The following is a 25261-nucleotide window of genomic DNA, read 5'->3' as shown; positions in this document are numbered from 1 at the left end:
CCTAGACCTCCTCGGGGTGGGGTGTAGCGTTCAGCCGCGGATCGCGGCCGATGGGATGGGGCTCATTGCGCAGCCGCGCGAGCTCGATCTGCTTCTGTCGCTCGCGCGCCCCGGCGCGGGTCTTTTCCGACAGCAAATCCCAGCAGTGCGGGCAGCTGATGCCGGGGCTGTAGTGCGGCGATTGCATGTCCTGCGGCGACACCGGATTGCGGCAGGCATGGCACTGATCGTAGACACCCTCGGCCAGCTCATGGGTGACGGTCACCCGGTTGTCGAAGACGAAGCACTCGCCTTCCCAACGCGACTCGGCCGCCGGCACCTCTTCGAGGTACTTGAGGATGCCACCCTTGAGGTGGAACACCTCGGGGAAGCCCTCCTGCAGCATGAAGCTGGAGGCCTTCTCGCAGCGGATGCCGCCGGTGCAGAACATGGCGACCTTCTTGTGCCGGGCCGGATCGAAGTGCTCGCGGATGTAGGCCGGGAAATCCCGGAAGCTCTTGGTCTTGGGGTCGATGGCGCCCTTGAAGCTGCCGATCCCCACCTCATAGTCGTTGCGGGTATCGATCACCAGCACCTCGGGGTCGTCCACCAGGGCATTCCAGTCCTGCGGCTCGACGTAGGTGCCCACGCGCTGGTTGGGATCGACGCCGGGCACACCCAGGGTGACGATCTCCTTCTTCAGCTTGACCTTGGTGCGGTAGAACGGCTGCTCGGCGCAGTAGGACTCCTTGTGGTCGATATCGACCAGGCGCGGATCGGCGCGCAGCCAGGCGAGCACGGCATCGATGCCTGCACGGCTGCCGGAGACGGTGCCGTTGATACCTTCCTCGGCCAGCAGCAGGGTGCCCTTGACGTCGTTCGCCAGCAGGGTCTGCAACAGGGGTTCACGTAATTGGACGTAGTCGTCCAGGGTGACGAACTTGTACAAGGCCGCCACGACGATATTGTCGGTCATCTTCGATTTTCCAGGGGTCACCCGCGCAAAGGGCGGACCGGTTAGACGAAAACGCCGGCAAGAGTCTGTTCAAAGGCTCGCGAGCTAGAGACAAACAAGGCCTTGGCGGCCCCGCGAAAAGGGCGGAGGAAGCGCAGTTTACCCAGCGTAAATGAGCATCCCGACGCCTTTTTCAACGCCGTTTGGCCGACGCACAGCAGACTTTGGACGGCCTCTTGGAGCCGACGCCGGTCAAATTTTAACCAATTAGCGAGGCGCCGAACAATGGCGTCTTGAGATCAGCCCGCCAGGTCGTGCTTGCTGCCACCCCGGCAGGTCGGCGAATCCGGCGCCTGGCCCTGGCTCGCCCACTCCTCCGGGGTATAGGTGTGCAGCGCCAGCGCATGGAACTGGCCCATGAGTTCACCCAGGGTGCCGTAGACCTTCTGGTGGCGCTTCACCGCATTGAGCCCGGCGAAGTGTTCGCTGACCACCACCGCCTTGTAGTGGGTCTCCTGGCCACGGCTGTGCATGTGGCTTTCGTCCAGCACCTCCAGGTGCTCGGGTTGCAACAGGCCCAGGCTGGACTGGATACGTTCGCGCATGCTCATGGGGATACCTCGACTGTGAGAGCCGTCATTCTAGCGAGGGCGGCCACCGGCCGGAATCGCCTCTGTCGGCCCGGAAACGACGAAGCCCGGAACGAGTCCGGGCTTCGGCTGCGGCGTGGGCTCAGCGCTTGGCGGGCGGCGTGGCGTTGCCGGCGCCGGCCGGCGGCTTGACGCCCAGCTCCTTGTCCATCTCGGCGAGGATGCCGTTGACCTTGGGTACCGCCAGCTCGAGCTTGGCCTGGGTCAGCTCGGCGGACTGCGCCGACAGCCGCGGCAGGGTCGCCAGCATCTTCTTGCCGAGGTCCGACTGGTAGAACTTGATCAGGCCTTCCAGCTCGTCTTCGGTGAAGGTATCGGTATAGAGCTTGACCAGGTCCGGCTTGACCTTTTCCCAGCCGATGGTGCTGTCCAGCGCCTGGTTGGCACGGGCGGTGTAGCTCTCCAGCACGGCTTTCTTAGCCGGCGCCTTGGCCTGCTCGAAGTGCTGGGCGAAGAGTTGCTGCACCTGGGCATAGACCGGGGTGGTCAGCTTGTCGGCGTTGGCCAGCTTGAGAAAGCGCTCTGCGTCGGCTGCGTGGCTTTTGGCGTCGGCCAGGGCCAGGCCACTCGCACTGGACAGCAGGACGAGGGCACCGAGCGTACGAAGAGTCTTTTTCATGGGCGTCCTTGGGGATGCGAAAAATGGACGGGAAGTCTGGCAGAGACGGGCTGAATGCCAGCTGAACTGCCTTCGACCGCCACCAGGCAAGTGAGAACACTTCCCATTTGGGAACCCTGGCGCTAACCTGCTGCCCAACCTAGCTGGACCCTTACCCTACGAGCGGAGACCGCCATGAGCCGTACCGAAACCGATAGCATCGGCCCCATCGAAGTGGCCGACGATGTCTACTGGGGCGCCCAGACCCAGAGGTCGCTGGAAAACTTCGCCATCGGCAACCAGCAGATGCCGCTGGCGGTGGTGCATGCCCTGGCCACGGTGAAGAAGGCGGCCGCCCGGGTCAATCTGCGCCTCGGCGAATTGCCGGAAGACGTCGCCACCCTGATCGAGAAGGCCAGCAGCGAGATCCTCGACGGCTTCCACGACGACCAGTTTCCCCTGGTGGTCTGGCAGACCGGCAGCGGTACCCAGAGCAACATGAACGTCAACGAGGTCATCGCCGGACGCAGCAACGAGCTGGCCGGCAACGGCATGGGCGGCAAGAAGCCGGTCCACCCCAACGACCACGTCAACCGCGGCCAGAGCTCCAACGACTGCTTCCCCACCGCCATGCACATCGCCACCGCCCTGGCGGTGCAGAACGACCTGCTGCCGGCCATCGCCGAGCTGTCCGGCGGCTTGGCGCTGCAATCGGCGCGCTATCAGCACCTGGTCAAGACCGGTCGCACCCACATGATGGATGCCACCCCGGTGACCTTCGGCCAGGAGCTGTCGGCCTTCGTCGCCCAGCTCGACCTCGCCGAACGCGCCATCCGCAATGCCCTGCCGGCCGTCCTGGAACTGGCCCAGGGCGGTACCGCGGTGGGCACCGGCCTCAATGCGCCCAAGGGCTTCGACGAAGCCATCGCCAAGGAGATCGCCGAACTCACCGGCCTGCCCTTCGTCACCGCGCCGAACAAGTTCGCCGCCCTCGCCGGCCATGAGCCGCTGGTAGCCCTGCACGGCGGTCTCAAGACCCTGGCCGTGGCGCTGATGAAGATCGCCAATGACCTGCGCCTGCTGGGCTCCGGTCCGCGCGCGGGCTTCGCCGAGGTCAAGCTGCCGGCCAACGAACCGGGCAGCTCCATCATGCCGGGCAAGGTCAACCCGACCCAGTGCGAGGCCCTGTCCATGCTAGCCTGCCAGGTGATCGGCAACGACGTCACCGTGGGTTTCGCCGCGAGCCAGGGCCATCTGCAGCTCAACGTCTACAAGCCGGTGATCGCCCACAACGTGCTGGAATCCATTCGCCTGCTGGCCGATGGCTGCCGCAACTTCAACACCCATTGCGTCACCGGCATGGAACCGGACGAGCACAAGATGGCCGAGCACCTGGAACAGGGGCTGATGCTGGTGACGGCGCTCAATCCGCACATCGGCTACGACAAGGCCGCCGAGATCGCCAAGAAGGCCTATGCCGAGAACAAGACCCTGCGCGCCGCCGCGCTGGAGCTCGGCTACCTGACCGATGCGCAGTTCGACGAATGGGTACGTCCGGAAACCATGCTGGAAGCCGGTGGCCGTGGCTGAGGCACGCGGCGCCACGCCGCTGGAAGGGGATGGCCGGCGCCTGCTGGTCATCCAGGGCAATCCCAAGCGGACCAGCTTCTGCCAGTCGCTGGCCGACGCCTATGTCCAGGGCGCCCAGGCCAGTGGCCAGGTGGTGCGCCAGCTCAAGCTGGCCGACGCCCAGTTCGATCCGGTGCTGCGCGAGGGCTATGACCTCTCGCAGACGCTGGAGCCGGATCTGCTGGAAGCCCAGCGGCAGATCCACTGGGCCGAGCATCTGGTGTTCATCTACCCGGTGTGGTGGAACGGCCTGCCGGCGGTGCTGGCGGGCTTTCTCGAGCGCGTGCTGCAACCGGGCTTCGCCTTCGCCCAGCGCGACCAGACCTGGGGCGGCGAGCCGCTGCTGACCGGCCGCAGCGCCGAGCTGCTGGTCACCTCCGACACCCCGCCCTCCCCCTGGCAGCGCCTGCGTAACCAGGCGCCCCATCGCCAGGGCATCCAGGAAGGCCTCGAGGCCTGTGGCATCCAGGTGCTGCAGGTGCACGAGTATTCGCCGGTGCGGGCGGCGGACGAGGAGCAGCGGCTGCGCTGGCTGCAGGAAGTGGAGCGGTTGGGGCGGAACGAGTAGTTGGGTTTTTTGATCGCGGCCATGGCGGTCCGCCGACGCGGCCGCTCCTACACAAGACAGATATTTCCGTAGGAGCGGTCGCATCGGCGAACCGCCACGATCGCGATTCCGCCACTGCATACCAAGGCGTAAGGCATAACCAAAGCGCCTTTTATTCTTTCTCCTGCGGATCGACCGTCGGCACTATCGATACTCCCCTTCCCCGCGGAGCACCGCCATGACCCGCTATCTCATCCTTCCCGGTTGGCAAGGCTCCGGCCCCGAGCATTGGCAGACCCACTGGCAACGCCGCCTGCCGGATGCCCGTCGGGTCGAACAGGACGACTGGCAGCGTCCCGATCCGCAGCGCTGGGTCGCCGCCCTCGACGCGGCCATCGCCCAGGCCAATGCGCCGGTGGTGCTGATCGCCCATAGCCTGGGGTGCGTGACCGTCGCCCGCTGGGCGGCCAGCGCCCCGGTGGCCCGCCGGCAGCGGGTGCTGGCGGCCTTGCTGGTGGCGCCGGCCGATGTCGAACGTCCGGGTTGCCCCGTGGAGCTGGTGGGTTTCGCCCCCTTGCCACGCCAGCCGTTACCCTTCCCCTCGCGGGTGGTGACCTCGGACAACGACCATGCCATCAGCCTGCCGCGGGCCGAAGCCCTGGCGCAGGCCTGGGGCAGCGAACTGGATGTCCTGCCCGGTGCCGGCCATATCAACACCCGCTCCGGGCATCGGCAGTGGGAGGAAGGCTTGCTCCACCTGGCGAAGCTGGGGTCGAGCCAGGGCCTGCGCGTCGCCTGATCCCTGCCCTTCCAGATTCAGAAGCGCCCCATCACCTGGCTCTGCCCGGGCCTGAGCCAGCCGATGTTCTGCAGCACCGACGCCATGTCGCTGCCGGGCTGCGCCGTGCCCTGCACCTGCCCGCGCCAGTTCGCCAGGCTCAGGCGCAGTTCCAGGCGATGCTGGCCGGTGCGCTCGAAGACGCCCTGCAGCCAGGGCGCCGTCTGGCAATCCACCTGCAACCGGGACTCGCCCAGGGCGAGACGCCGGGGCGCCAGGAGCTGCAGGCCATCGCCCTGCCATCCGCCACCCGCCGCCTGGCAACGTCGCCAGCTGCCTGCCAGGCGTACCTCGCCCACCAGCCGACCGGCGAGCAGCGCGCTGCCCGGCGCCTGCAGCCAGCGCAGGTCACCTCCGGCGAGATCGGCCTGCCACCGCCAGGGCCAGCCGCTGAGGACCATGCCCCAGGGCGCAGCCTCGGGCTCGCCGATCCTGACCTGCAACCGGCCCGGCCAGCGCAGCTGCCATTGCCAGGGGCCGGCACCGCCGCCCGGCCAGTCGAGGCGCTGCATGCCGCCGCCCAGCAGGGAACCCTGCAGCCCCACCGGGGTGACCTGGGGCGGTAGCAGCCTCGGCAGCCAGTCCGCCGCGGGCCAATAGAGCAGGCAGCCCAGGGCGAAGATCAGCAGGACGAACAGGGTAACGACCAGGCGCGCGAGCCAGCGCATCATGGCGTCCGCCCCACCAGCACCGCCAGGACATCCAGTTCGAAGGCCACGCCCCCTGACTGGCTGCGAATCCTGAGGGTCTGCGGCAACCAGCCGCGTGCCCGCGCCCAGGCCTGCAGCCGTTCCACCGCAAGGATATCGGCCGCCTCGCCACGCAGGTGCCAGACCGGCTCGGCCAGGGTCAGGGCGCTGAAGGTCACCCCGCCTACCGCAGCGCGCCAGTCCGTCTCCTGCAGCGGCTGGGCGACCGGCAGTGCCCGGGCCTCTGCGGCGAGGCGGACCCAGTCCACCGAGACCGGTCGGCCCCCTGGAGTGGGGCGCAGCCAGAGGATGGCGGCCAGCAACAGAATGACCAGGCCGCCAAGGGCCAGTCGCTGGCGTTCAGTGGGCAGCCGCTGCCAGCGCTGCAAAAGGGTGCTCATGGTCGCTTCTCCGTCGGGACCGCCAGGCGCAGGGTCAGGCGTCCGGCCTGCCGTTGCCACTGCAGGGTAGCGAATTCCTCGCCGAGTCGGCTGCGCAAGGTCTTGTCCAGACTGGCGGGGCCTTCCAGCACCAGCTGGATGCCCTGCTCATCGAGCGACCATTCCACCAGACGCAGCCCTGGTGCGCTGGTCAGGGCGGCGCCAAGGGGCTCCCTGAGGCGCTGCCAGAGGCGCCACTGGCCCTCCAGCTGCCGCCGGGTGCGACTGGCCAGCTGGAGTTCGCGTTCGGCGCGGCCGGTCTCGAGGCGGTCGCTGGCCAGACCCAGCCGTTGGGCGACATAGGCCCGGTCGAGCTGGGCCAGTCGCCACTGCTGGACCTGTTGCAGGCCCAGGTGCAGGATCGCCAGCACCGCGGCTGCGGCCATGCCCAGCACCAGCGGACGCGGCAGGCCCAGCGCGGGCCGACTGCGACGCTGGCCCTGGCGCGGCCAGAGATCCAGGGGCGCGAGTCCGGCGGCGGGCTGGGGCCAGAGCGGATCGCGGGTGGCCTCGGGCCCGGCTTCGAGCAGCGCGGCCAGGGCAGGCGGCAGACTGGCTTCGAGGGTAGGCGGCCAGGTCAGCCAGACCTCGTGGCCTTCGATCCGGGTCTTGAATCTCAGGCCTTCGCCCAGGCGCATTCCGATCCCGCTCTCGGCGGTGGGCTCGGGCAGCAGCTGGAAGTCGACCCAGCAGGCCGCCACCGTCCAGCCGCAGGCGGCGCAGTGCTCACGCCAGGCCTCCAGCAGCGCCCGATCCAGCGCCAGCAGGCGCAGCCGACCCGGGGTGCGCCCCAGACAGACCAAGTGCTGGTCACTGGCGTCCGCCAGCAGCTGGTCCTCCAGCAGCAGGCCCCATTCGTGCGGACGCAGCCCCTTGGGCGCGGCGACATCGAACAGGCTGCAGTCTTCGCCATGCAGCAGCAGGGTCACCGGCTGGGCGGACGCGGGCAGCGCTGCCGCGGCTTGCAGCTGGCCGTCCTGAAGGCGCGCGGCCACCAGCGGATTGTCCGGACCCGGCGGACCGGGTCGCCGCGTACGCAGGAGCAGCCGCGTGGAGCTGTGGGCGGGGCTGAGGTCGCGGCGCAGCAGGGGCAGCAGGCGCCCGAGCGGGAGGGAGGCGAACATGGGGTCAACCTGTCTGAGGCAGGGCGAAGGTACAGACATAGCCGGCACCCTGCAGGGTAAAGGTCAGCCGTACCCCGTTGGCGGGTTCGGCCGGGGGCGGATAGGCGAGCCAACGACCGCCGCCGTGGAATTCCAGTTGCAGGCGCTCGATGCCGGGCTGATCGAACACCGGTTGCCAGACCGGGGCCTCCACCGCATCCAGCTCGGCACTGCGCCAGAGTCGCAGCCGTTCCTGGGCGGCATCCCATTCCAGGCGCTGGCGGCGCAGGCGACCGGCGCCCTGCCCCGCACTCAGCGGCAAGCCGTCCAGGGCGACCCAGTCCAGGCGGTTCTCGGCGGGACGCCAGTCCAGCAGGGCGTTGTGCAGCGGCAACCGGCGCTCCTGCAGCGGGCGCAGGACCAGACCACCCAGGCGCCGCTCCAGCAGGCCGCAGAGGTCCAGCACCCGGGCGTTGGTCGATTCCCGCGCGGCCAGGCGACCGCGGGCGTCGAGCCAGAGATTGACCAGACTGCCGAGCAAGACGGCGAGCAGCGCCGTGAGGGCGATGGCCAGCAGCACCTCGATCAGGGTCATGCCCGCCTGGTTTCTCATGGCTGGACTCCGGCCTGGATCGGCCAGTCGCCCAGGCTTCGACTGAGCGCGGCATCGGCATAGAGCGTCAGCCGCCCGCCGAGGGGGCCGCTTGCGCCCTCCAGGCGCCAGTAGCAGCGTTCGCCACCCTGGTTCAACTCGCCCTGGCCGGTGGCCAGGCCCTCCACCTGCGCCCGGGCAGTGAGTTCACGTGCGCACAGCTGGGCCAGCTCGCGGGACTGGGCGACCCCGGCGATGTCCAGTCGCTGGCCGATCACCTGGCTGACGCCCACCGCCATGAAGGCGACGATGGCCAGGGCCACCAGCACCTCCAGCAGGGTGAAACCGGTCTGCTTCATGGCCGTTCCACCGAGGCGCGGCCGCGCCCGTCGACCACCAGCAGCCACTGCCGCTCGTCTTCGGCGAAGGCCAGGCGCTGGCCCTGGGTATCGCCATTCGGCCACCAGATCAGCCGCGGCTGGGCACTCACCGGCTCGGCCAGTTGCAGACCACTCGGCCAGCGCCCGTCCGGCAGATCGGCACTGGCCAGGGGTTGCCAGCGTGGCCCGCGGGTGTCGGCCACCAGTTGCAGATAGCGAAAGCCGGTGGCGTCGGCCTGCCAGCCGAGGATGCGGCCGCTGCGGCGGGCGGTGTCCCGCGCCAGCTGGAAGTCGCCCGCCAGACTTTCCAGGCGCCACTGCCCGGCCGGACTGCCGCCGCTCAGGCGCGCCACGCCTACCGCGGTGAGCAGGCCGACGATCAGCAGCACCACCATCAGCTCCAGCAGGGTGAAACCGCCCTGGCGCCTTGGCATGGTGACTCAGAGGGTCCAGTTGCCGATATCGGCGTCGCTGCCCTCGCCGCCTTCGCGGCCGTCGGCGCCGAGGCTGTAGAGATCCACCCGGCCATGTTCGCCAGGGATGCGATAGCGATAGGCGGCGCCCCAGGGGTCTTCCGGCAGGCGGCGGATATAGCCGTCGGCGCGGTAGTTGCGCGGCTCGGGGGCCTGGGTTGGCTTGCTCACCAGGGCGGCCAGGCCCTGCTCGGCGGTGGGATAGCGCAGGTTGTCCAGGCGGTACATGTCCAGCGCCTGCTCCAGGCTGGCGAGATCGGCGCGGGCCTTCTGCTGCATGGCCTTGTCCTGGTTGTCCAGCACATTGGGCGCGACGATGGCCACCAGCAGGCCGATGATGAAGATCACCACCATGATCTCGATGAGGGTGAAGCCGGCCTGGCGGGCGGGTACGGCATGAGAGCGCATCGCGAAAGTCTCCTTGGGGTGCATCAGAGGTTGAGCGCCTGGTTGAGCTGCATGATGGGCAGCAGGATGGCGAGGACGATGGCCAGCACCACGCCGCCGAGGATGAGGATCAGCACCGGTTCGAACAGCGCCAGGGCCAGGTCCACCTGCTGGTTGAAATCCCGCTCCTGAGCATCCGCAACCCGCTCCAGCATGGCGTCGAGGGTGCCGCTGGCCTCGCCGCTGGCGACCATGTTCACCAGCAGCGGCGGAAACACCGCGGTGCGATCCAGCGCCCGGCCGAGGCCGGTACCGGCGGTGACCTGCTCGATGGCGGCGTCCAGGGCGTCACCCAGGACCTGGTTGCTCAGGGTGGCACGACTGACCTGCAGGCCTTCGAGCACCGGGATGCCGCTGCCGACCAGGATCGCCAGGCTGCGGGTCAGGCGGGCGCTGTCGAGGGTGCGCAGCAACTCGCCCAGGCGCGGCAGGCGCAACAGCTGGCGATGCCAGCGTCGCCGCCACAGGACCTGGCGCAGCAGGCGCTGCAGACCGACACCGGCCAGCACCAGCAGACCCAGCAACCAGGGCCCAAAGACCAGCAGGCCATCGCTGACGGCCACCAGGGCGCGGGTGATCCAGGGCAATTGCAGGCCACTGTGGATGAATTGCTCGGTGAGCTTGGGCACCACGAAGGTCATCAGGCCGGCCACCACGGCGATGGAGACCAGGGCCAGCGCCAGGGGATAGATGAGCGCGGTACGCGCCTTGTGGCGCTGGCGCTGCACCCGTTCGAGATAGTCGGCCAGGCGTTCCAGCACCGGGCCCAGGCGCCCGGCCCGCTCCCCGGCGGCCACCAGGGTCAGGTACAGCGGATCGAAGGTGCCGGGATGGCGACCCAGGCTGTCGGCCAGGGTGTAGCCCTCGCGCACCTGGCCCAGCAGATCCAGCAGCAAGGCCTTGAGCGCCGCCTGGCGACTCTGGCGCTCGAGCATCTGCAGGGCCTCGGCCAGGGGAATGGCGGCGCCCACCAGGGTCGCCAGCTGGCGGGTGAAATCGGTGCGACTGTTGGCGTCCAGCCGTCCGCCGCGACCGCGCGCGCCGCGCACCGGACCGCTCGCCTGCACCTCGCGGGGAAAGAGGCCGCGCTCGCGCAGCAGCTGGCGGGCGTGGCGCTCGCTTTCGGCCTGGATGACATCGCGCTGGCGACGCCCGTCGCCGTCCAGCGCCAGGTAGCGGTAGGCCGGCATCAGCGCAGCGCTCCGCCGAGGGCGTTACTGGTGCACCGCACGCAGCACCTCCGCCAGGCTGGTCTCGCCCGCCGCCAGGCGCGCCAGGGCGCCCTCGGCCAGGGTCGCGCGGCGGCCTTCCAGCAGTCGCGCCATCTCGCCTTCACCGGCGCCGCGATAGATGAGCTCGGCCAGTTCGGCGTCCAGGGCGACGAATTCATAGAGCCCCAGGCGACCGCGATAGCCACTGCCGTTGCACGCCGCGCAGCCCTGGGGCTCGCGCAGCCGTTCGAGGCCGGCCAGCCCCGGCAGGAGCGCCTGCTCGGCCGGGCGCAGCGGACGCCAGGCAGCGCAGCCACAGAGCCGCCGTACCAGCCGCTGGGCCAGCACCCCCTTGAGGCTGGAGGCCAGCAGGAAGGGCTCCACGCCCATGTCGCGCAGCCGGGTAATGGCGCCCAGGGCGCTGTTGGTGTGCAGGGTGGAGAGCACCAGGTGACCGGTAAGACTGGCCTGCACGGCGATGCCGGCAGTCTCCACGTCGCGGATCTCGCCGATCATGATGACGTCCGGATCCTGGCGCAGGATGGCCCTCAGGCCGCTGGCGAAGGTCAGGCCGGCACGGGGGTTGACCGGGGTCTGGCCGATGCCGGGCAAGGCGTATTCCACCGGGTCTTCCACGGTGAGGATGCTGCGGCTGCCCTCGTTGAGCAGGCCCAGGCTGGCATAGAGGGTGGTGGTCTTGCCCGAGCCGGTCGGCCCGGTCACCAGCAGGATGCCGTTGGGCTGGGCCAGGGCACCACGCAGGCCAGTATCTATGGCCGGCGGCAGGCCGAGGCGCGCCAGCTCCAGCAGGCTGGCCTGCTTGTCGAGGATGCGCATCACCACCCGCTCGCCGTGGACGCCGGGCAGGGTCGAGACGCGGATGTCGACGTCCCGGCCGCTGGCCCTCAGGGTGATGCGGCCGTCCTGGGGCTGGCGCTTCTCGGCGATGTCCAGCCGCGCCATGACCTTGATCCGCGACACCAGCATGGCCGACAAGGCCCGCGGCGGGCGCAGCAATTCGCGCAACACGCCATCCACCCGCACCCGCACCACCAGCGCCTGCTCGAAGGTCTCCACGTGCAGGTCGGAGGCGTCCAGGCGCAGGGCCTCGGCGAACAGGGCGTTGATCAGGCGGATCACCGGTGCCTCGCCAGCGCTGTCGAGCAGGTCCTCGACCCGCGGCAGTTCCTCCATCAGCCCGGCCAGGTCGACGGTCTCGCCCAGGCCTTCCACCAGGGCTTCGGTCGTGGCCTGGCCGGCTTCGTAGAGCGGTCCCAGGCGCTGCTCGAAGACCTCGCGGGGCAGCCAGTCGCAGCCCAGGGGGGGACCATGGCGACGCTGTACTTCCTGCAGCAGGGCCAGGTCGGCATCCGTGCGGCACAGCAGCCGATAGCCGTCGGGCGCGGCGGCCAGGGCGATACCGGCCTGGCGCGCCAGGCGATAGGGCAGCGTCGCTGTCATCAGAGGCCGTCCAGGCGCGCCCGCGCCGAGGGATAGAGACTCTGCAGGGTGGGCGCGCCGCGACTGCCCGGCGGGGTGGCCGGCAGGGCCGCGGCCGGAGCGGCGGCGCGCATGCCGCGATACTTGTCTTCGCTGATCTGCTGCACCAGCGCCGGATCACGCAGGATGCGCGGACGGATGAACACCACCAGATTCTGCTTGGTGCTGGAGCGGGTACGCGACTTGAACAGATTGCCCAGCACCGGCACGTCGCCCAGCAGCGGCACCCGCTGGTCGCTGTCGTTGCCCTCGTTGCTGATCAGGCCGCCGAGGACGATGAGGCCGTTGTCCTCGACCATCACCGTGGTCTTGATCTCGCGCTTGTTGGTGACCACGTCGCTGGCGCGCACGTTGTCGGCCAGCGACGAGACCTCCTGGACGATCTCCATGCGCACGGTGTCGCCTTCGTTGATCTGCGGCTTGAGGCGCAGCTTGACCCCCACCTCGCGGCGCTCGATGGTCTGGTAGGGATTGGCGTTGTTGCTGGTGACCGAACCGGTGACGAAGGGCACCTCCTGGCCGACCATGATCGAGGCCTCGGCGTTGTCCAGGGTCAGCAGCGTCGGCGTCGACAGCAGGTTGAAACCACTCTCGCTGCGCATGGCCTGCAGCAGGGTAACGAAATTCAAGCCGCTGCCGCCGATGCGCCCGACCCCGGCGGAGATGCCCTGCATGCCCGACAGCAGACTGCCCAGGGCGGTAGTGTCCTGGTTGGCCGCGGCGGCGGCGATGCCGTTGATGGGCGTGCCGTTGGTGAAGTTGACGCTGCCCGCCGGCAGGTTGCCGTTGCGGTCGAGAAACAGCCATTGGACACCCAGCTGGTTGGCCTTGGTGTCGGTGATCTCGGCGATGATGGCCTCCACCACGACCTGGGCGCGGCGGATATCCAGCTGGCTGATGATGCGCTTGTAGCCGGCGAGCTCCCGTGGCGGACCGATCAGCACGATGGAGTTGGTCCCCAGGTCCGCTTCCAGACGAATACCGGGCGCCCCCGGCGCCAGCGTCCCGCCGCTCTTGGGCAGCGGGGCTTCCCCTTCCGCCCCACCCTCCACAGGGGTGGTATTACCAGCAGCAGGCGCCACGGGAATCTCCACCCGTGCCTCCTGGGTGACCTCGCCGCTCAGGCCGCGCAGCACCTTGACCACCTCGCCGGCCTTGGCGTGGTGCAGATAGACCACCTCGGTGTCGCTGGCGGCATCGCGGGAGACGTCCAGTTCGGCCACCAGCCGGCGCACCTGGCGGCGCACGGCCTCGTCGCCGCGCACCATGAGGGCATTGCTGCGGGCGTCCGCCAGCACCTGGACATTGCCACCGGCCTGGCCGCGACTGGCCAGCAGCCGCTCCACCAGCGGCGCGGTGTCGCGCGCCTGGGCATGGCGCAGGGTGATCATCTCCACCGGCTCGTCGCGGCCGCGGTCCAGCCGCGTCAGCAGCTGACCGATGCGACTGAGGTTGCTGCGCCAGTCGGTCACCACCAGCAGGTTGCTGGCCGGATAGGGCGTGGCCACCCCGACCCGAGCGTCCATCAGCGGACGGACGATGCCCAGCAGCTGTTCGAGATTGCCACCGCGCACGGCGAACACCCGGGTCGCCACGGTATCGCCGGCCCCGGCCTTGGCCGGGGCGCCGTCATCCAGCTCCACCGGCAGCGGTTCGGTGCGCGCCGCCTGATCGGGCAGGATCTTCACGCTGCCGTCGTCCAGCTCCACCGCGGCGTAGCCGTTGGCGCGCAACTGGGCCAGGGCCAGGGCATAGACATCGTCGGCGGCCAGGGGCTGGGCGCTGCGCACCGTCAGGGTGCCGCGCACCCGAGGGTCGATGACGAAGTTGGTGCCAGTGATGCGCCCGACGCTTTCGATGAACAGATCGATCTCGGTGTTCTCGAAGTTGACCTCGAAGCGTTGTTCGGCCTGGGCGCCGAGCAGCCAGAAGGCGAGGAGCAGGCCGCAATAGCTGCGTTTCTTCACAGGGACAGTCTCACGGGTAGGGCCAGGGCACGCCCCTGACGTTCCAGTTCCAGGGTCAGGGCGCCGGTGGCGCGCCAGTGCGGCAGGCGTTGCAGGAGCGCCCGGGTATCGGCCACGGGGACGGCGTCCACCCGGCGCAGGACGTCGCCGGGCTCCAGGCCCAGGCCACTGAAGAAGGCCGGTTCGGCGCCGGGTTGCAGGCGGTAGCCGGTCAGCTCGCCATGCTCGCGCACCGGGGTGGCGCGAATGCGCCTGAGCAGGCTGGCCAGGTCACCCTCCTCCGCGCTCGGCAGGGGCGCGGCCTTGACCGGCGCCGGCTTGGCCGTACCGCTGGCGGCGAGCCCGACGAGTTCGCGCGGCGCCGGCCAGGGCAACCGCTCTTCGCGATCGCCGCGGGTAAAGACCAGGCCCTGGGCGTCGATGGCGGTCAGCACCAGACCGGGCGCCAGGCTGTCGCCCAGCACCAGGGACAGCTGGCGATCGCCGTGGCGCAGCACCACCACCGAGCCGTCGATGGGCACCGCCTTGATCGCCCCGACCCACTGGATCGGCAGGCTGCTGGGTGCGGCCTGGCTGGCGGCGCGCCAATGGCCGGCAAGCAGATCGGCCGCCGGTGCCGCCTCGACCTGGGCGCTGGGCGCGGGCGTCGGCAGCCACAGCAGGCGCAGGTCGCAGACCACCCGGGCCGCCAGCCAGGCGGCGATGCCCAGCCACAGCAGGGTCAGCAGCCGCAGCGCCAGGGGATGGATGAGCAGGCGCGCCATCAGGCCAGCGACTCCAGACGGCGGCGCAAAGCAGCCAGCGGATGCCAGCCCGGATGACCCTCGACGAACTCCAGGCGTGGCGGCGCCAGGGGTACCAGGCCCCAGTCGGCGGGCCGGGCGCGCAGATAGGCTTCGAGGCGCTGCCACAGCGCCTCGCCGGTGCCGAGTTCACGCCCCAGGGCAAAGGTGCGACAGGTAAAGGAGGCGCCCAGGGGTGCCTGCAGCGGTCCGATGCGCTGGCCGCGCGGCGCGCCGTAGCGGCAGGTCCACTGAACGCCGAGTAGCCGCGGCAGATCCTGGCTGTTGTCCAGCAGCAGGGGTTCGCCGAAGCGGTTGTCGGCGGCCTCTTCCAGAAGCGTGCGCAGGCCGTCCGCCGAGGTGGGCAGATCCAGCACCGTGGCCTCGTGGCCGCCACAGAGGGCGATCAGGTGCTCGCGGGTGATCCAGTCGCCCCGCCGCAGGGGCAGGTCATATCTCAGCCCGGGCAGCAGCACCGGCTGCGCATCGCCACCGCCCAGGGCCGCGGCGATCAGGGCGTCCCAGCTGCCGCCGAGCAGGTCGCGGCGCCAGAGGTCCACCGGCGCCCGTGCCAGGCGCTGGTCGAGCCAGCCGGCATGGGGCGCCCGGGCCTGCGCCAGTTGCCGCTGATAATGTTCCAGCAGGGCTCGATCGGGGACGCGCTCGGCCTGCACCGGATGGAAGACGGCGTCCAGGCGCCAGCCGTCGCGACCGCCCCGGCAGCGGATCTCGAAGATACCGACGCCGCGGCAACCCGGCAGGCACACCGGCAGCGGACGCCCGCTGCCGCGCATCACCGGGATCAGTTCCGGCCAGAGATCCTGGCCGCGGGCGCAGAGCAGCAGGTCCGCTTCCTCCAGCCGCTCGGCCAGCCACAGGCCCGGCCCGCTGCCGACATCGGCCAGCACCACCAGCAGATCGGCCTTGCCCCGGGCTTCGGCCAGCACCGGACGCAGCCGGGCATACCAGTCGGCCAGCGGCGCCTGCTGGTCGCTGGCATAGGGATCGGTCACGCCGACCAGGGCGATGCGCACCCCGTCGCGCTCGATCAGGGTGAAGGGGGCGACGCCCAGGGTGGTGCGCTGTTCTTCGGTAAGGGTGGCGCCCAGCACCGGGCGACCATAACGGCGATAGAGGGCGGCGCTGCGCTCGGGCCAGAGCAGGCGTTCGTCGCTGCTGACGCGGACCTCGCTGCCCAGCAACTGGCTGCCCTCGACCCCGGCCTCGCCGCGGGTCAGCTGGGTCAGGCCGCTGCCGTTCCAGCACTGGCCGTTTTCCAGGGTCAGGCTACGGATCGCGCCCTGGCGGGTGCGCAACTGGGTCAGCTGGCAGGCCAGGGCGGCATAGCCACCATAGCGCTGGCCGTCGCCACGCCCGGCATCCAGCAGCGGTGCCAGCGCGGGAGCGAGACGAGCCGCGTCGGCGCCGGTACGCCAGGGCGCGGCGCCGATCCGCCCGGCCGGCCCGAGCCGCACCCGCGGCACCACCGGCCAGCCGGGTTCGCGGGCATCCAGGGTGTCGGCGACATAGAGCAGCTGCAGATCGGTGTCCGCCGGACCGGCGGAAAAACCCCGGGCACAGCCACCCAGCAGGGGTGCCGTGGCGCCCGCCGCGAGCCAACCCAAGACCTGGCGTCGTGCCCAGTTGCCCATCCGATGTCTGCCTTGCGCGCTTAAATGAGGGCGGCATCCTAGGCGGCGAAAAGCTACAAATTCATGACAAAACAGCAGGTTACAAACTGTTACAGCGCGACTGGCGGGAAATGACCGGCTGTAACCTTTCAGTCACCAGACCATCACAGAGGCTTCCTAAAGTCGCCGGCTCCCGTGATCAACCAAGGAAGCTTTGCGCATGAGCACTTTCACGAGCGACGACCGTAACCGCAACGAAAGCGGCAACGAACCGCTGGATGCCGTCGTCGACCGTTACCTGTCGCGCCGCAGCGTCATGAAGGGCGGTCTGGGTGCCGCCATCGCCATGATCGCCGGCGGTGGCCTGACCGCCTGCTTCGACGGCGGTGGCGGCTCGCACGACGATCCGGCCCCCAGCCAGCCGGCCCCGGCGCCGCAGCTCAAGCTTGGCTTCGAATCCATCCGCGGCGCCCGACTCGACGCCATCGTCCTGGCCTCTGGCTACAGCGCCCGCACCCTGGCGCCCTGGGGCACCCCGCTGAACAACCTGGCCAACGCCTGGCGCAGCGACGGCAGCAACACCTCCACCGACCAGGCCAATGCGGCCGGCATGCACCACGACGGCATGCACTTCTTCCCGCTGAACAATTCCAGCAGCGACGGCCTGCTGGCCATCAACTACGAATACATCGACCAGAAGGTGCTGCACCCCAACGGCCCGACCACCACCAACGGCAAGCGTCCGGCCGAGGAAGTGCGCAAGGAGATCAATGCCCACGGCGCGGCGGTGATCCGCATCCGCAAGGTCAACGGCATCTGGCAGGTGGTCACCAACGACGCGTTGAATCGCCGCTTCACCAGCGCCACGCCCATGGAAATCGCCGGTCCGCTGCGCGGCAACGCCAATCTGGTCACCCCCTACTCCCCCGACGGCACCCGCACCCGCGGCACCAACAACAACTGCGGCAACGGCTTCACCCCCTGGGGCACCTACCTCACCTGCGAGGAGAACTGGCCGGGCATCTTCGTCAACAAGGGCACCCTGCCGGTCGACCAGAAGCGCATCGGCATCACCAACAAGAGCAATTACGGCTGGGAGACGCCGGCGGGTGACGCCAGCGAGGTGGACAACGAGTTCCGCCGCTTCGACCTGACCCCCACCGGCGCCAGCGCGACCCAGGACTTCCGCAACGAAGCCAGCGGCTACGGCTACATCGTCGAGATCGACCCCTACAACAGCGCCGCGCCGGCCACCAAGCGCACCGCCATGGGTCGCTTCCGCCACGAGGGCTCGGCCTACGGCATCCCGGTCGCCGGCCAGCCGCTGGCGTTCTACATGGGCGACGACTCGCGCAACGAATACATCTACAAGTTCGTCTCCGCCGCCGCCTGGGATCCGGCCGACGCCAACTCGGCCAATCGCCTGGCCATCGGCGCCAAGTACCTGGACAACGGCACCCTCTACGTCGCCCGTTTCGACGACGGTGGCAACGGCAGGTGGCTACCGCTGACGGTCAATGCACCGACCAAGGACGGTCGCACCCTCGGCGCCCTCTACGGCGACCTGGCCGGCATCATCCTCAACACCCGCGGCGCCGCCGACGCCGTGGGCGCGACCCCGATGGACCGCCCGGAGTGGACCACGGTCAATCCCTTCACCGGCGAGGTCTACGTCACCCTCACCAACAACTCCGCACGCACCTCGGCCAATGCCGCCAACCCGCGGGTACCCAACGTCAACGGCCACATCGTGCGCTGGAAGGACAACAGCAACCAGACCGACTTCAGCTGGGACATCTTCGTCTTCGGCGCGGACGCCGGTGCGGCCCCCGACATCAACCGCTCGGGCCTGACCGAACTCAACCAGTTCGCCAGCCCCGACGGCCTGGCCTTCGACAGCCGCGGCATCCTCTGGATCGAGACCGACAACAGCGACAACGCCGTGGCCGAGTACACCAACGACCAGTTGCTGGTGGTCATCCCGGCCCAGGTGGTGGATGGCAGCGGCAAGCAGGTCGCCATTTCCGCCACCAACCAGACCGCGCTGCGCCGCTTCCTGGTCGGTCCCAATGGCTGCGAGATCACCGGCATCACCTGGACCCCGGACCTGACGACCATGTTCATCAACGTCCAGCACCCGGACAACTGGCCGTTCAGCGAAGTCGCCACCGACGCCACCCCGGCCGGCACCAAGGTGCGCCCCCGCGCCTCCACCGTGGTGATCCAGAAGCTCGACGGCGGCCCCATCGGCGTCTGATCGCGTCGGCGAGAGCCAGGCTCCCCCGGTTGGCGACGACCGGGGGAGCCTTTTGCCTTCCGGCGGATTCGAAATCCGTCCCGTCACGCGGAAACGCGCGCAGCGTTTTCTACCTCTGCCCGAATCGATCATCCGCCGACGCGGCCGGTCCTAAGGACGAGGTTGTAACCGCCGATCGCGATCTAACTGGCGTTGATGGAACGGATCACCTGCTCCGACAGCCCCCTCTCCCCCTGGGAGAGGGTTGGGGTGAGAGCATGCCTGAGCAACGGAGTCACCTGTGGAAAAGGCTGCGCCGTTTTCCACGCTACGGCTTTGGCGTTGATGGAGTGGATCACCTGCTCCGACAACCCCCTCTCCCCCTGGGAGAAGGGTTGGGGTGAAAGCATGCCTAAGCAACGGAGTCACCTGTGGAAAAGGCTGCGCCGTTTTCCACGCTACGGTTCTGGCATTGACGAAGCGGATCGTCTGCTCCGACAACCCCCTCTCCCCCTGGGAGAGGGCTGGGGTGAGGGCATGCCCCGCGCAACGGAGTCACCTGTGGAAAAGGCTGTGCCGTTTTCCACGCTACGGCTCTGACCACGGCCATGGCCGTCCGCCGATGCGGCCTTTCCTATCGAACTCTGACGTTTTGCTGATCGCGGCCATAGGCCGCTCCTACGGTTACGCTAGAGCCCGTAGGAGCGGCCCATGGCCGCGATAAACCACAACGCTACTGCAACACCTCCGCCCCACCCGGCCCCGGTACCCAGAGCGTGGTGTCCCGTGTCGCCAGCCAGCGCACCCGTTGCGCTGGCACCGCCGCATGCCAGCGACTCACGCCCTGGGCCGCCAGCTGCCGCACCTGGCGAAAGACCTGGCCGTCGCGACTCACCTCGACCCCGAGCAGGAAGTCGCCGCTGTTGAGGATCAGCCGCTGGGTCAGCAGGCTGAAGGTCTCCTCCCCCACCCCCGGTAGCGCCTGGCGCAGGTTCTCGACGGTGGCATAGCCCTGGGCGGGCCGCGCGGTGATCAGCAGCTGCAGCGTCTCCCGCGGCACCTCATCGAGAAACAGCGCCTCCAGCAGCGGCAACTGCCCCATCCCCAGGGCATTGGCATTGAGGCGCCAGCCCGAGGTTTCCGGCAGGGCACAGAGTTCGCGCAAGTACAGATGCCGACCAGGGCGCGCCGGCTCCAGCCGATCCAACTCGCCGATCTCGACCAGCGGCAGATTGGGCACCAGCAGCGGCGGCGCCAGCCGCAGGGCCTCGGGGGTCTCCAGACCAAATTCATGGGTCTCGCCGTCGGCATCGACCCAGTCGGCGAGGCGCTCGGCAAAGCCCGCGGCGGTCAGCCCGGGCTCGCCCAGGCCGCCCGGACGCTGCGCCAGCAGCTGCTTCAGCTGCCGCAACGCCAGGTCCCGCTCCGGGCCGGCCAGGGCGTTGACGTTGAAGCAGCCGTGGAGATCGCGCAGCTGGGCACGGACTTGGGCTCCCTCCACCTCGTAGGCCAGCACCTCGCCCCTCAGGCTCTGCCAGAACTCGGGACGCTGGCGGGCCCCGGCCTCTATCAGGCCCTGGGTGACCACCTGCTCGGCGCGCGCCGCCAGCGCTCGCGCCAGAGTCTCGTGCTCCAGCAATCGCGCCCGCTGCAGTTCGACCCGCCCTTCGGCCAGCAGCACCGGCAACAAGGCCGCCACCAAGGCCAGCGCCCAGAGCGCCATCAGCAGGGCCACGCCCCTTTGTCGTCGCACCCCTGTTTCTCCGCACAAAAGCGGCATTGGAACCGATGCAGGTTGCAGAATCGTGGCAGTGCTCGAGGCTCACCGGCTACGTTCAAGCATCAACAACAGACCGAACCCCACCAGCAGCGCACCACAGGCCCGCTCAAGTCTAGGCCTTATCGACAGCAGCCCAGTCCGCACCCTATTGGCGGAGAAGCCGAGAGCCACCAGCGCGAACCAGACCATGTGGGTCAACGAGATGAAGAGTCCATAGCCCAGTTGCACGCTCCACGAGGTGGTTGGCCCGATTAGCTGTAGAAACAGACTGACGAAAAAAACCGTGGTCTTGGGATTAAGGGCATTGCTCAGAAAGCCCATACGTAGCGCAGCCCTAGCTGACATCGACATCAGCTCCGCGCCGCCGGTTGGATCAGCGCTGGCGCCGCGCAACATGCCTATTCCAAGCCAAAGCAGATAGCCGGCGCCCAGTAACTTCAAGGTCGCGAACAACCAAGGCGTCTGGTGTAGCAACACGCCCAGGCCGAGCAGCACATAGCCCAGATGAACCCAGGCTCCCAGGCCGATACCCACGGCAGTCCACAACCCCGCACGGCGCGACAGCAACAGGCTATTGCGCGATACCAGTGCGAAGTCAGCACCAGGGCTGATTACCGCAAGCAGAGTGATGGTGATCACAGCTAGCATTTCCGTCATTCTGGCGCTCCAACACTCCAAGAGAGACCCCCATGCTAGAGCGCAGAAAACGGGAAAAATAACGATGATTACTGACCGAGATCGTGAGTCTAACTCACCGAAATCTGACAATCGCCTGCCCTCGTTACTGGCCCTGCGCTGCTTCGAGGCCGCTGCGCGTCAGGAAAATTTCACCCGGGCCGCAGGGGAGCTGCACTTGACCCACGGCGCCGTCAGTCGAGCGGTTCGCGGCCTGGAAGACGACCTTGGCCTGCCCTTGTTCGAGCGGCGTAGTCGGCGGGTTTTCCTGACCGACGCCGGTCGCCAACTGGCCCAAGCGGTTCAGCAAGGCCTCGAGGTGATCCGTGATGCGGTCAGTGAACTCAGGGCCCAGGCACGTCAGCAGCGGCAGTGGGTGCTCTCTTGCGAACCCACGTTGCTGATGCGTTGGTTGATCCCGCGCTGGCCGGATTTCCAGGCGAGGCACCCCGAACTCGAGGTGCTGCTGGTCGCAGGTGGTGGCCCCTGCACCTTCAGTGAGGGAATCGACTTGGCTATCCGTCGCAACGACTTCACCTGGCCTGCCGCCATCCAGGCACAGCCGCTGTTCGCCGAATGGGTCGGGCCGGTCTGCCGCCCTGATCGGGCGCCGCTCTGGTTCGCCGAGGCTGCCGCAACTCTTGAGGTAGCGCCACGTCTGCATACCCGCACCCGCCCCACCGCCTGGGAGTGCTGGGCAACGGCAAGCGGACTGAAGCTACCCGAGGCGCCGGAACTCACCTTCGAGCACTTCTATTTCAGTCTGCAGGCCGCCATCGCTGGCTTAGGGGTGGCCATAGGTCCCAGGGCACTGGTGGGCGACGATATCGCCAGTGGCCTGTTGGTCGCTCCCCAAGGCTTCCTCCAGGACGGCTCGCATTACCACCTGCTCAGCGCCAAGCCGATTGCTCCGGGCACGCCGCCACAGCTGTTACTGGACTGGCTGCGCTCTCACGCTCCGCAGCCGTCCGCCTGAATCGGCAATGCCAACCTGCCCCGCCTTCTCCCCCAAGTTGAAACGCTAGCCGGCTCGAAGCTCCAGCACCCCGAACCCGTTGGGCTTCGCTACGCTCAGCGCCAAACTACCCGCCAAGAGCCCAACACCCCGAATCCCAACAAAAAACCCGCCACCAGGGCGGGTTTCCTCAGCACCAGGGCCGCCTCACAGCTTGGCGATGGACACCTCGGTGGATTTGACGAAGGCGATCACTTCGCTGCCCACCACCAGCTCCAGCTCCTTGACCGAGCGGGTGGTGATGACGGAGGTGACGATGCCGGCGGCGGTCTGGACGTCGATCTCGGAGAGCACCGAGCCTTCGATGATTTCCTTGATGGTGCCCTTGAACTGGTTGCGAACGTTGATGGCCTTGATGGTCATGGCAGAACTCCTCGGATGAACGATCAATAGGCCCAGCGCAGTTGCGTGGGCAGGGGTTGCACGATTTCCGGTAGATCGGGGTTGAGCGGCTGCTGCAGCACCCGGGCGAGTACCTCGGCCTCCAGGCGGGCCAGGTTGGCGTCGCCCGCGGCGCGGGGACGCGGCAGGTTGACGTCGAGATCCAGGCCGACGTGGCCGTCTTCGATGAGCACCACGCGGTCGGCCAGGGCCACCGCCTCGCCCACGTCGTGGGTCACCAGCAGCACGGTGAAGCCGTGACGCTGCCAGAGGCCCTCGATGAGTTGCTGCATCTCGATGCGGGTCAGGGCATCCAGGGCGCCCAGCGGCTCGTCGAGCAGGAGCAGGCGCGGCTGGTGGATCAGGGCACGGGCCAGGGCTACACGCTGCTTCTGGCCACCGGAGAGCGCCGAGGGCCATTCCTGGGCGCGATCGGCCAGGCCGACCGCCTCCAGGGCCTCCAGCGCCTTGGGCTTCCAGTCACCCTTGAGGCCCAGGCCGACGTTGTCGATGATGCGTTTCCAGGGCAGCAGGCGCGCATCCTGGAACATCAGCCGGGTGTCCTCGCGGTGCTGGACCAGGGGTTCGTCCTGGCCCAGCAGCTGGCCACCGCTGGCCTTGTCGAGCCCGGCCACCAGGCGCAGCAGGGTGCTCTTGCCGCAGCCACTGCGGCCCACCACGGCGACGAACTGGCCGGCCGGGATTTCCAGGTCGATCCCGTGCAATACGGTGCGTTCGCCGAATGTCTTCACTACCTGTTGCAGCTTGAGGGCGATGCCCCGCGCCAAGGGCGGAATGGCTTGGAGATTGGTCATGCGTGGGCCCCCTTCTGATAGGCCGGATGCCAGCGCAGCCAGGCGCGTTCCAGGCCGCGGGCGGCGAGGTCCGCCAATTTGCCGAGTACGGCGTAGAGCAGGATGGCCAGCACCACGACGTCGGTCTGCAGGAATTCCCGGGCATTCATCGCCAGGTAGCCGATGCCGGAGCTGGCGGAAATGGTCTCGGCGACGATCAGCGTCAGCCACATCAGGCCAAGGGCGAAGCGCACCCCTACCAGGATGGACGGCAGCGCGCCCGGCAACACCACGTGCCAGAACAACCGCGCCCCGGAGAGGCCGTAGCTGCGAGCCATCTCCACCAGCGCCGGATCGACGTTGCGGATGCCGTGGTAGGTGTTCAGGTAGATGGGGAAGAACACCCCCAGGGCCACCAGGAACAGCTTGGCCGACTCGTCGATGCCGAACCAGAGGATCACCAGCGGGATCAACGCCAGGTGCGGCACGTTACGGACCATCTGCAGGGTGCTGTCGAGCAGGCGCTCGCCCCATTTCGACAGCCCGGTGATGAAGCCCAGCGCCAGGCCGATGCTGCCGCCGATGGCGAAGCCGATGCCGGCGCGCCAGCCGCTGATGGCCAGGTGTTGCCAGAGCTCGCCGCTCTTGACCAGGCTCCAGCCCGCCTCCAGCACCGCGGCCGGCGACGGCAGGATGCGGCTGGACAGCAGGCCGCTGCTCACCGACAGCTGCCAGGCGAGAATCAGGGCCACCGGGACCACCCAGGGCGCCAGGCGCTGCAATTGGCGTTCGGTCGTACTGCTCATCCCGGCCTCCCTCAGCTCTGCGCCGCTTTCTGCGGCAGGATGTCGTTGGCCACCATCTCGCCGAAGGGACTCACGTAGTTGGCGCCTTCCACCTGGGTCGGCCGCTTGACTGGCAGGTGCGGGAACAGCAACTCGGCCACCCGGTAGGACTCTTCCAGGTGCGGATAGCCGGAGAAGATGAAGGTATCGATGCCCAGGGCGGCGTATTCCTTGACCCGCTCGGCCACGGTGGGGCCGTCGCCAACCAGGGCGGTCCCGGCGCCGCCGCGTACCAGGCCGACCCCGGCCCAGAGGTTGGGGGCGATTTCCAGGTTGTCGCGGCGGCCCTTGTGCAGGGCGGCCATGCGTTGCTGGCCCACCGAGTCGAAGCGGGCGAAGGCAGCCTGGGCCTTCTCGATGGTGGCGTCGTCCAGGTTGGCGATCAGGCGGTCGGCGGCCTTCCAGGCCTCCTCGTTGGTCTCGCGGACGATCACGTGCAGACGGATGCCGAAGCGCACGGTGCGCCCCAGGGTGGCCGCCTTGGCCTTGACCGCCTCGATCTTCTCGCGCACCGCGTCGAGCGGCTCGCCCCAGGTCAGGTACAGCTCCACCTGCTCGGCGGCGAGGTCCTGGGCGGCATCGGAGGAACCGCCGAAATACAGCGGCGGACGCGGCTGCTGCAGCGGCGGATAGAGCAGCTTGGCGCCCTTGACCTGGATGTGCTTGCCGTCGTAGTCCACCTGCTCGCCTTCCAGCACGCGGCGCCAGATGCGGGTGAATTCCACCGAGGCTTCGTATCTTTCGCTGTGGGACAGGTGCAGGCCGTCGCCGGCCAGTTCGTCCGGATCACCACCGGTGACCAGGTTGAACAGCGCCCGGCCACCGGAGAGGCGATCCAGGGTCGCCGCCTGGCGCGCCGCCACGGTGGGCGAGATGATCCCGGGGCGCAGGGCCACCAGGAACTTGAGTTTCTGGGTAACGGGGATCAGCGAGGCGGCCACCAGCCAGGAATCCTCGCAGCTGCGACCGGTGGGGATCAGCACCCCACCGAAGCCCAGGCGGTCGGCGGCCTGGGCGATCTGGGTCAGGTAGCCGTGATCGACCGCGCGGGCGCCGTCGGCGGTGCCCAGGTAATGGCCATCGCCGTGGGTCGGCAGGAACCAGAAGATGTCGAGACTCATGGG

Annotated in this window: 26 protein-coding genes; 5 read left to right on the top strand and 21 right to left on the bottom strand. The window is 68.7% G+C overall.

What is annotated here, in order from left to right:
* Nucleotide 1 precedes the first annotated feature (1 nt).
* From trhO to ACYJP6_RS21175, 3 genes are all read right to left on the bottom strand, one after another.
* Entirely contained in the window at nt 2-955 is a 954-nt protein-coding gene (gene trhO, locus ACYJP6_RS21185) for an oxygen-dependent tRNA uridine(34) hydroxylase TrhO (protein ID WP_459477581.1), read from the bottom strand.
* Nucleotides 956-1233: 278 nt separating this feature from the next.
* Nucleotides 1234-1545 carry a BolA family protein gene (locus tag ACYJP6_RS21180; RefSeq protein ID WP_058759932.1) on the bottom strand — a complete coding sequence of 104 codons (312 nt, stop codon included), beginning with the start codon at nt 1543-1545 and terminating at the stop codon, nt 1234-1236.
* A 121-nt stretch (nt 1546-1666) separates the two neighbouring features.
* Nucleotides 1667-2203 (bottom strand): DUF2059 domain-containing protein, encoded by a 537-nt coding sequence (locus tag ACYJP6_RS21175; protein ID WP_145009644.1) that lies wholly within the window; start codon nt 2201-2203, stop codon nt 1667-1669.
* Nucleotides 2204-2377: 174 nt separating this feature from the next.
* Here ACYJP6_RS21175 and ACYJP6_RS21170 point away from each other — a divergent pair, with 174 nt between their 5' ends.
* The 3 genes from ACYJP6_RS21170 to ACYJP6_RS21160 all read left to right on the top strand — a co-directional run bounded on the left by ACYJP6_RS21170 (nt 2378) and on the right by ACYJP6_RS21160 (nt 5157).
* A complete protein-coding gene (locus ACYJP6_RS21170) occupies nt 2378-3772 on the top strand; it encodes a class II fumarate hydratase (RefSeq protein ID WP_459477578.1) in 1395 nt (464 codons plus the stop codon).
* Nucleotides 3759-4379 (top strand): NAD(P)H-dependent oxidoreductase, encoded by a 621-nt coding sequence (locus ACYJP6_RS21165; protein WP_007162355.1) that lies wholly within the window; start codon nt 3759-3761, stop codon nt 4377-4379. Before ACYJP6_RS21170 ends, ACYJP6_RS21165 begins: the two co-directional genes overlap by 14 nt.
* Before the next feature lie 217 nt (nt 4380-4596).
* Nucleotides 4597-5157, top strand: coding sequence for an RBBP9/YdeN family alpha/beta hydrolase (locus tag ACYJP6_RS21160; protein ID WP_027598393.1), 561 nt, complete (start codon nt 4597-4599; stop codon nt 5155-5157).
* Nucleotides 5158-5174: 17 nt separating this feature from the next.
* On the opposite strand, the gene ACYJP6_RS21155 is transcribed toward ACYJP6_RS21160, so the two are convergent.
* The 12 genes from ACYJP6_RS21155 to ACYJP6_RS21100 are packed head-to-tail and all read right to left on the bottom strand — an operon-like array spanning nt 5175 to nt 16432.
* Nucleotides 5175-5867: a hypothetical protein gene (locus ACYJP6_RS21155; RefSeq protein ID WP_027598394.1), complete on the bottom strand. Its 693-nt coding sequence runs from the start codon at nt 5865-5867 to the stop codon at nt 5175-5177.
* Complete coding sequence (locus tag ACYJP6_RS21150; protein ID WP_459477575.1) at nt 5864-6286, bottom strand: hypothetical protein; 423 nt, start codon at nt 6284-6286, stop codon at nt 5864-5866. Before ACYJP6_RS21150 ends, ACYJP6_RS21155 begins: the two co-directional genes overlap by 4 nt.
* On the bottom strand, nt 6283-7449 hold the full coding sequence (gspL, locus tag ACYJP6_RS21145) for a type II secretion system protein GspL (protein WP_074584733.1): 1167 nt from the start codon (nt 7447-7449) through the stop codon (nt 6283-6285). Before gspL ends, ACYJP6_RS21150 begins: the two co-directional genes overlap by 4 nt.
* 4 nt (nt 7450-7453) lie before the next feature.
* Nucleotides 7454-8041: a prepilin-type N-terminal cleavage/methylation domain-containing protein gene (locus ACYJP6_RS21140; RefSeq protein ID WP_197852340.1), complete on the bottom strand. Its 588-nt coding sequence runs from the start codon at nt 8039-8041 to the stop codon at nt 7454-7456.
* Nucleotides 8038-8379: a prepilin-type N-terminal cleavage/methylation domain-containing protein gene (locus tag ACYJP6_RS21135; protein ID WP_007162349.1), complete on the bottom strand. Its 342-nt coding sequence runs from the start codon at nt 8377-8379 to the stop codon at nt 8038-8040. The genes ACYJP6_RS21140 and ACYJP6_RS21135 overlap by 4 nt, the downstream gene beginning before the upstream one ends.
* Nucleotides 8376-8834, bottom strand: coding sequence for a GspH/FimT family pseudopilin (locus ACYJP6_RS21130; protein ID WP_314587248.1), 459 nt, complete (start codon nt 8832-8834; stop codon nt 8376-8378). Before ACYJP6_RS21130 ends, ACYJP6_RS21135 begins: the two co-directional genes overlap by 4 nt.
* Before the next feature lie 6 nt (nt 8835-8840).
* Nucleotides 8841-9281 (bottom strand): type II secretion system major pseudopilin GspG, encoded by a 441-nt coding sequence (gene gspG / locus ACYJP6_RS21125; protein ID WP_007162347.1) that lies wholly within the window; start codon nt 9279-9281, stop codon nt 8841-8843.
* Between the two features lie 23 nt (nt 9282-9304).
* Nucleotides 9305-10510: a type II secretion system inner membrane protein GspF gene (gene gspF / locus ACYJP6_RS21120; protein WP_144962263.1), complete on the bottom strand. Its 1206-nt coding sequence runs from the start codon at nt 10508-10510 to the stop codon at nt 9305-9307.
* A gap of 24 nt (nt 10511-10534) precedes the next feature.
* Entirely contained in the window at nt 10535-11992 is a 1458-nt protein-coding gene (locus ACYJP6_RS21115) for a GspE/PulE family protein (RefSeq protein ID WP_027601434.1), read from the bottom strand.
* Nucleotides 11992-13998: a type II secretion system secretin GspD gene (gspD, locus tag ACYJP6_RS21110; protein ID WP_459477571.1), complete on the bottom strand. Its 2007-nt coding sequence runs from the start codon at nt 13996-13998 to the stop codon at nt 11992-11994. Before gspD ends, ACYJP6_RS21115 begins: the two co-directional genes overlap by 1 nt.
* On the bottom strand, nt 13995-14762 hold the full coding sequence (locus tag ACYJP6_RS21105) for a hypothetical protein (protein ID WP_177411493.1): 768 nt from the start codon (nt 14760-14762) through the stop codon (nt 13995-13997). The genes gspD and ACYJP6_RS21105 overlap by 4 nt, the downstream gene beginning before the upstream one ends.
* On the bottom strand, nt 14762-16432 hold the full coding sequence (locus tag ACYJP6_RS21100) for a bifunctional UDP-sugar hydrolase/5'-nucleotidase (protein WP_459477569.1): 1671 nt from the start codon (nt 16430-16432) through the stop codon (nt 14762-14764). The genes ACYJP6_RS21105 and ACYJP6_RS21100 overlap by 1 nt, the downstream gene beginning before the upstream one ends.
* 199 nt (nt 16433-16631) lie before the next feature.
* On the opposite strand from ACYJP6_RS21100, the gene ACYJP6_RS21095 reads away from it, so the two are divergent.
* Nucleotides 16632-18668, top strand: coding sequence for a PhoX family protein (locus ACYJP6_RS21095; protein ID WP_459477567.1), 2037 nt, complete (start codon nt 16632-16634; stop codon nt 18666-18668).
* Nucleotides 18669-19380: 712 nt separating this feature from the next.
* On the opposite strand, the gene gspK is transcribed toward ACYJP6_RS21095, so the two are convergent.
* Both gspK and ACYJP6_RS21085 read right to left on the bottom strand, forming a co-directional pair.
* On the bottom strand, nt 19381-20382 hold the full coding sequence (gene gspK, locus ACYJP6_RS21090) for a type II secretion system minor pseudopilin GspK (protein ID WP_459477565.1): 1002 nt from the start codon (nt 20380-20382) through the stop codon (nt 19381-19383).
* 87 nt (nt 20383-20469) lie between these two features.
* Complete coding sequence (locus ACYJP6_RS21085) at nt 20470-21084, bottom strand: LysE family translocator (protein ID WP_459477563.1); 615 nt, start codon at nt 21082-21084, stop codon at nt 20470-20472.
* Nucleotides 21085-21148: 64 nt separating this feature from the next.
* Between ACYJP6_RS21085 and ACYJP6_RS21080 the strand changes: the two genes are divergently transcribed.
* Nucleotides 21149-22078: a LysR family transcriptional regulator gene (locus ACYJP6_RS21080; protein WP_459478052.1), complete on the top strand. Its 930-nt coding sequence runs from the start codon at nt 21149-21151 to the stop codon at nt 22076-22078.
* A 186-nt stretch (nt 22079-22264) separates the two neighbouring features.
* Here ACYJP6_RS21080 and ACYJP6_RS21075 read toward each other — a convergent pair whose 3' ends face one another.
* From ACYJP6_RS21075 to ssuD, 4 genes are read right to left on the bottom strand one after another with little or no spacing between them, the layout of a single operon-like run.
* A complete protein-coding gene (locus ACYJP6_RS21075) occupies nt 22265-22480 on the bottom strand; it encodes a TOBE domain-containing protein (protein ID WP_010795839.1) in 216 nt (71 codons plus the stop codon).
* A gap of 23 nt (nt 22481-22503) precedes the next feature.
* A complete protein-coding gene (gene ssuB / locus ACYJP6_RS21070) occupies nt 22504-23313 on the bottom strand; it encodes an aliphatic sulfonates ABC transporter ATP-binding protein (RefSeq protein ID WP_459477561.1) in 810 nt (269 codons plus the stop codon).
* Nucleotides 23310-24098, bottom strand: coding sequence for an aliphatic sulfonate ABC transporter permease SsuC (gene ssuC / locus ACYJP6_RS21065; RefSeq protein ID WP_145009660.1), 789 nt, complete (start codon nt 24096-24098; stop codon nt 23310-23312). Before ssuC ends, ssuB begins: the two co-directional genes overlap by 4 nt.
* A gap of 11 nt (nt 24099-24109) precedes the next feature.
* Nucleotides 24110-25258: an FMNH2-dependent alkanesulfonate monooxygenase gene (gene ssuD, locus ACYJP6_RS21060; RefSeq protein WP_459477559.1), complete on the bottom strand. Its 1149-nt coding sequence runs from the start codon at nt 25256-25258 to the stop codon at nt 24110-24112.
* Between the last annotated feature and the right edge of the window lie 3 nt (nt 25259-25261).

This window comes from Pseudomonas sp. No.117 (genome assembly GCF_054558395.1).
The sequence above is the reverse complement of the archived record's forward strand: the minus strand, read 5'-3'. Positions and strand labels throughout refer to the sequence as shown.

Coding starts and splice junctions, on each gene's coding strand:
- trhO (WP_459477581.1), bottom strand. CDS start 955: ATGACCGACAATATCGTCGTGGCGGCCTTGTACAAGTTCGTCACCCTG.
- ACYJP6_RS21180 (WP_058759932.1), bottom strand. CDS start 1,545: ATGAGCATGCGCGAACGTATCCAGTCCAGCCTGGGCCTGTTGCAACCC.
- ACYJP6_RS21175 (WP_145009644.1), bottom strand. CDS start 2,203: ATGAAAAAGACTCTTCGTACGCTCGGTGCCCTCGTCCTGCTGTCCAGT.
- ACYJP6_RS21170 (WP_459477578.1), top strand. CDS start 2,378: ATGAGCCGTACCGAAACCGATAGCATCGGCCCCATCGAAGTGGCCGAC.
- ACYJP6_RS21160 (WP_027598393.1), top strand. CDS start 4,597: ATGACCCGCTATCTCATCCTTCCCGGTTGGCAAGGCTCCGGCCCCGAG.
- ACYJP6_RS21155 (WP_027598394.1), bottom strand. CDS start 5,867: ATGATGCGCTGGCTCGCGCGCCTGGTCGTTACCCTGTTCGTCCTGCTG.
- ACYJP6_RS21150 (WP_459477575.1), bottom strand. CDS start 6,286: ATGAGCACCCTTTTGCAGCGCTGGCAGCGGCTGCCCACTGAACGCCAG.
- gspL (WP_074584733.1), bottom strand. CDS start 7,449: ATGTTCGCCTCCCTCCCGCTCGGGCGCCTGCTGCCCCTGCTGCGCCGC.
- ACYJP6_RS21140 (WP_197852340.1), bottom strand. CDS start 8,041: ATGAGAAACCAGGCGGGCATGACCCTGATCGAGGTGCTGCTGGCCATC.
- ACYJP6_RS21135 (WP_007162349.1), bottom strand. CDS start 8,379: ATGAAGCAGACCGGTTTCACCCTGCTGGAGGTGCTGGTGGCCCTGGCC.
- ACYJP6_RS21130 (WP_314587248.1), bottom strand. CDS start 8,834: ATGCCAAGGCGCCAGGGCGGTTTCACCCTGCTGGAGCTGATGGTGGTG.
- gspG (WP_007162347.1), bottom strand. CDS start 9,281: ATGCGCTCTCATGCCGTACCCGCCCGCCAGGCCGGCTTCACCCTCATC.
- gspF (WP_144962263.1), bottom strand. CDS start 10,510: ATGCCGGCCTACCGCTACCTGGCGCTGGACGGCGACGGGCGTCGCCAG.
- ACYJP6_RS21115 (WP_027601434.1), bottom strand. CDS start 11,992: ATGACAGCGACGCTGCCCTATCGCCTGGCGCGCCAGGCCGGTATCGCC.
- ACYJP6_RS21105 (WP_177411493.1), bottom strand. CDS start 14,762: ATGGCGCGCCTGCTCATCCATCCCCTGGCGCTGCGGCTGCTGACCCTG.
- ACYJP6_RS21100 (WP_459477569.1), bottom strand. CDS start 16,432: ATGGGCAACTGGGCACGACGCCAGGTCTTGGGTTGGCTCGCGGCGGGC.
- ACYJP6_RS21095 (WP_459477567.1), top strand. CDS start 16,632: ATGAGCACTTTCACGAGCGACGACCGTAACCGCAACGAAAGCGGCAAC.
- ACYJP6_RS21085 (WP_459477563.1), bottom strand. CDS start 21,084: ATGACGGAAATGCTAGCTGTGATCACCATCACTCTGCTTGCGGTAATC.
- ACYJP6_RS21080 (WP_459478052.1), top strand. CDS start 21,149: ATGATTACTGACCGAGATCGTGAGTCTAACTCACCGAAATCTGACAAT.
- ACYJP6_RS21075 (WP_010795839.1), bottom strand. CDS start 22,480: ATGACCATCAAGGCCATCAACGTTCGCAACCAGTTCAAGGGCACCATC.
- ssuB (WP_459477561.1), bottom strand. CDS start 23,313: ATGACCAATCTCCAAGCCATTCCGCCCTTGGCGCGGGGCATCGCCCTC.
- ssuC (WP_145009660.1), bottom strand. CDS start 24,098: ATGAGCAGTACGACCGAACGCCAATTGCAGCGCCTGGCGCCCTGGGTG.
- ssuD (WP_459477559.1), bottom strand. CDS start 25,258: ATGAGTCTCGACATCTTCTGGTTCCTGCCGACCCACGGCGATGGCCAT.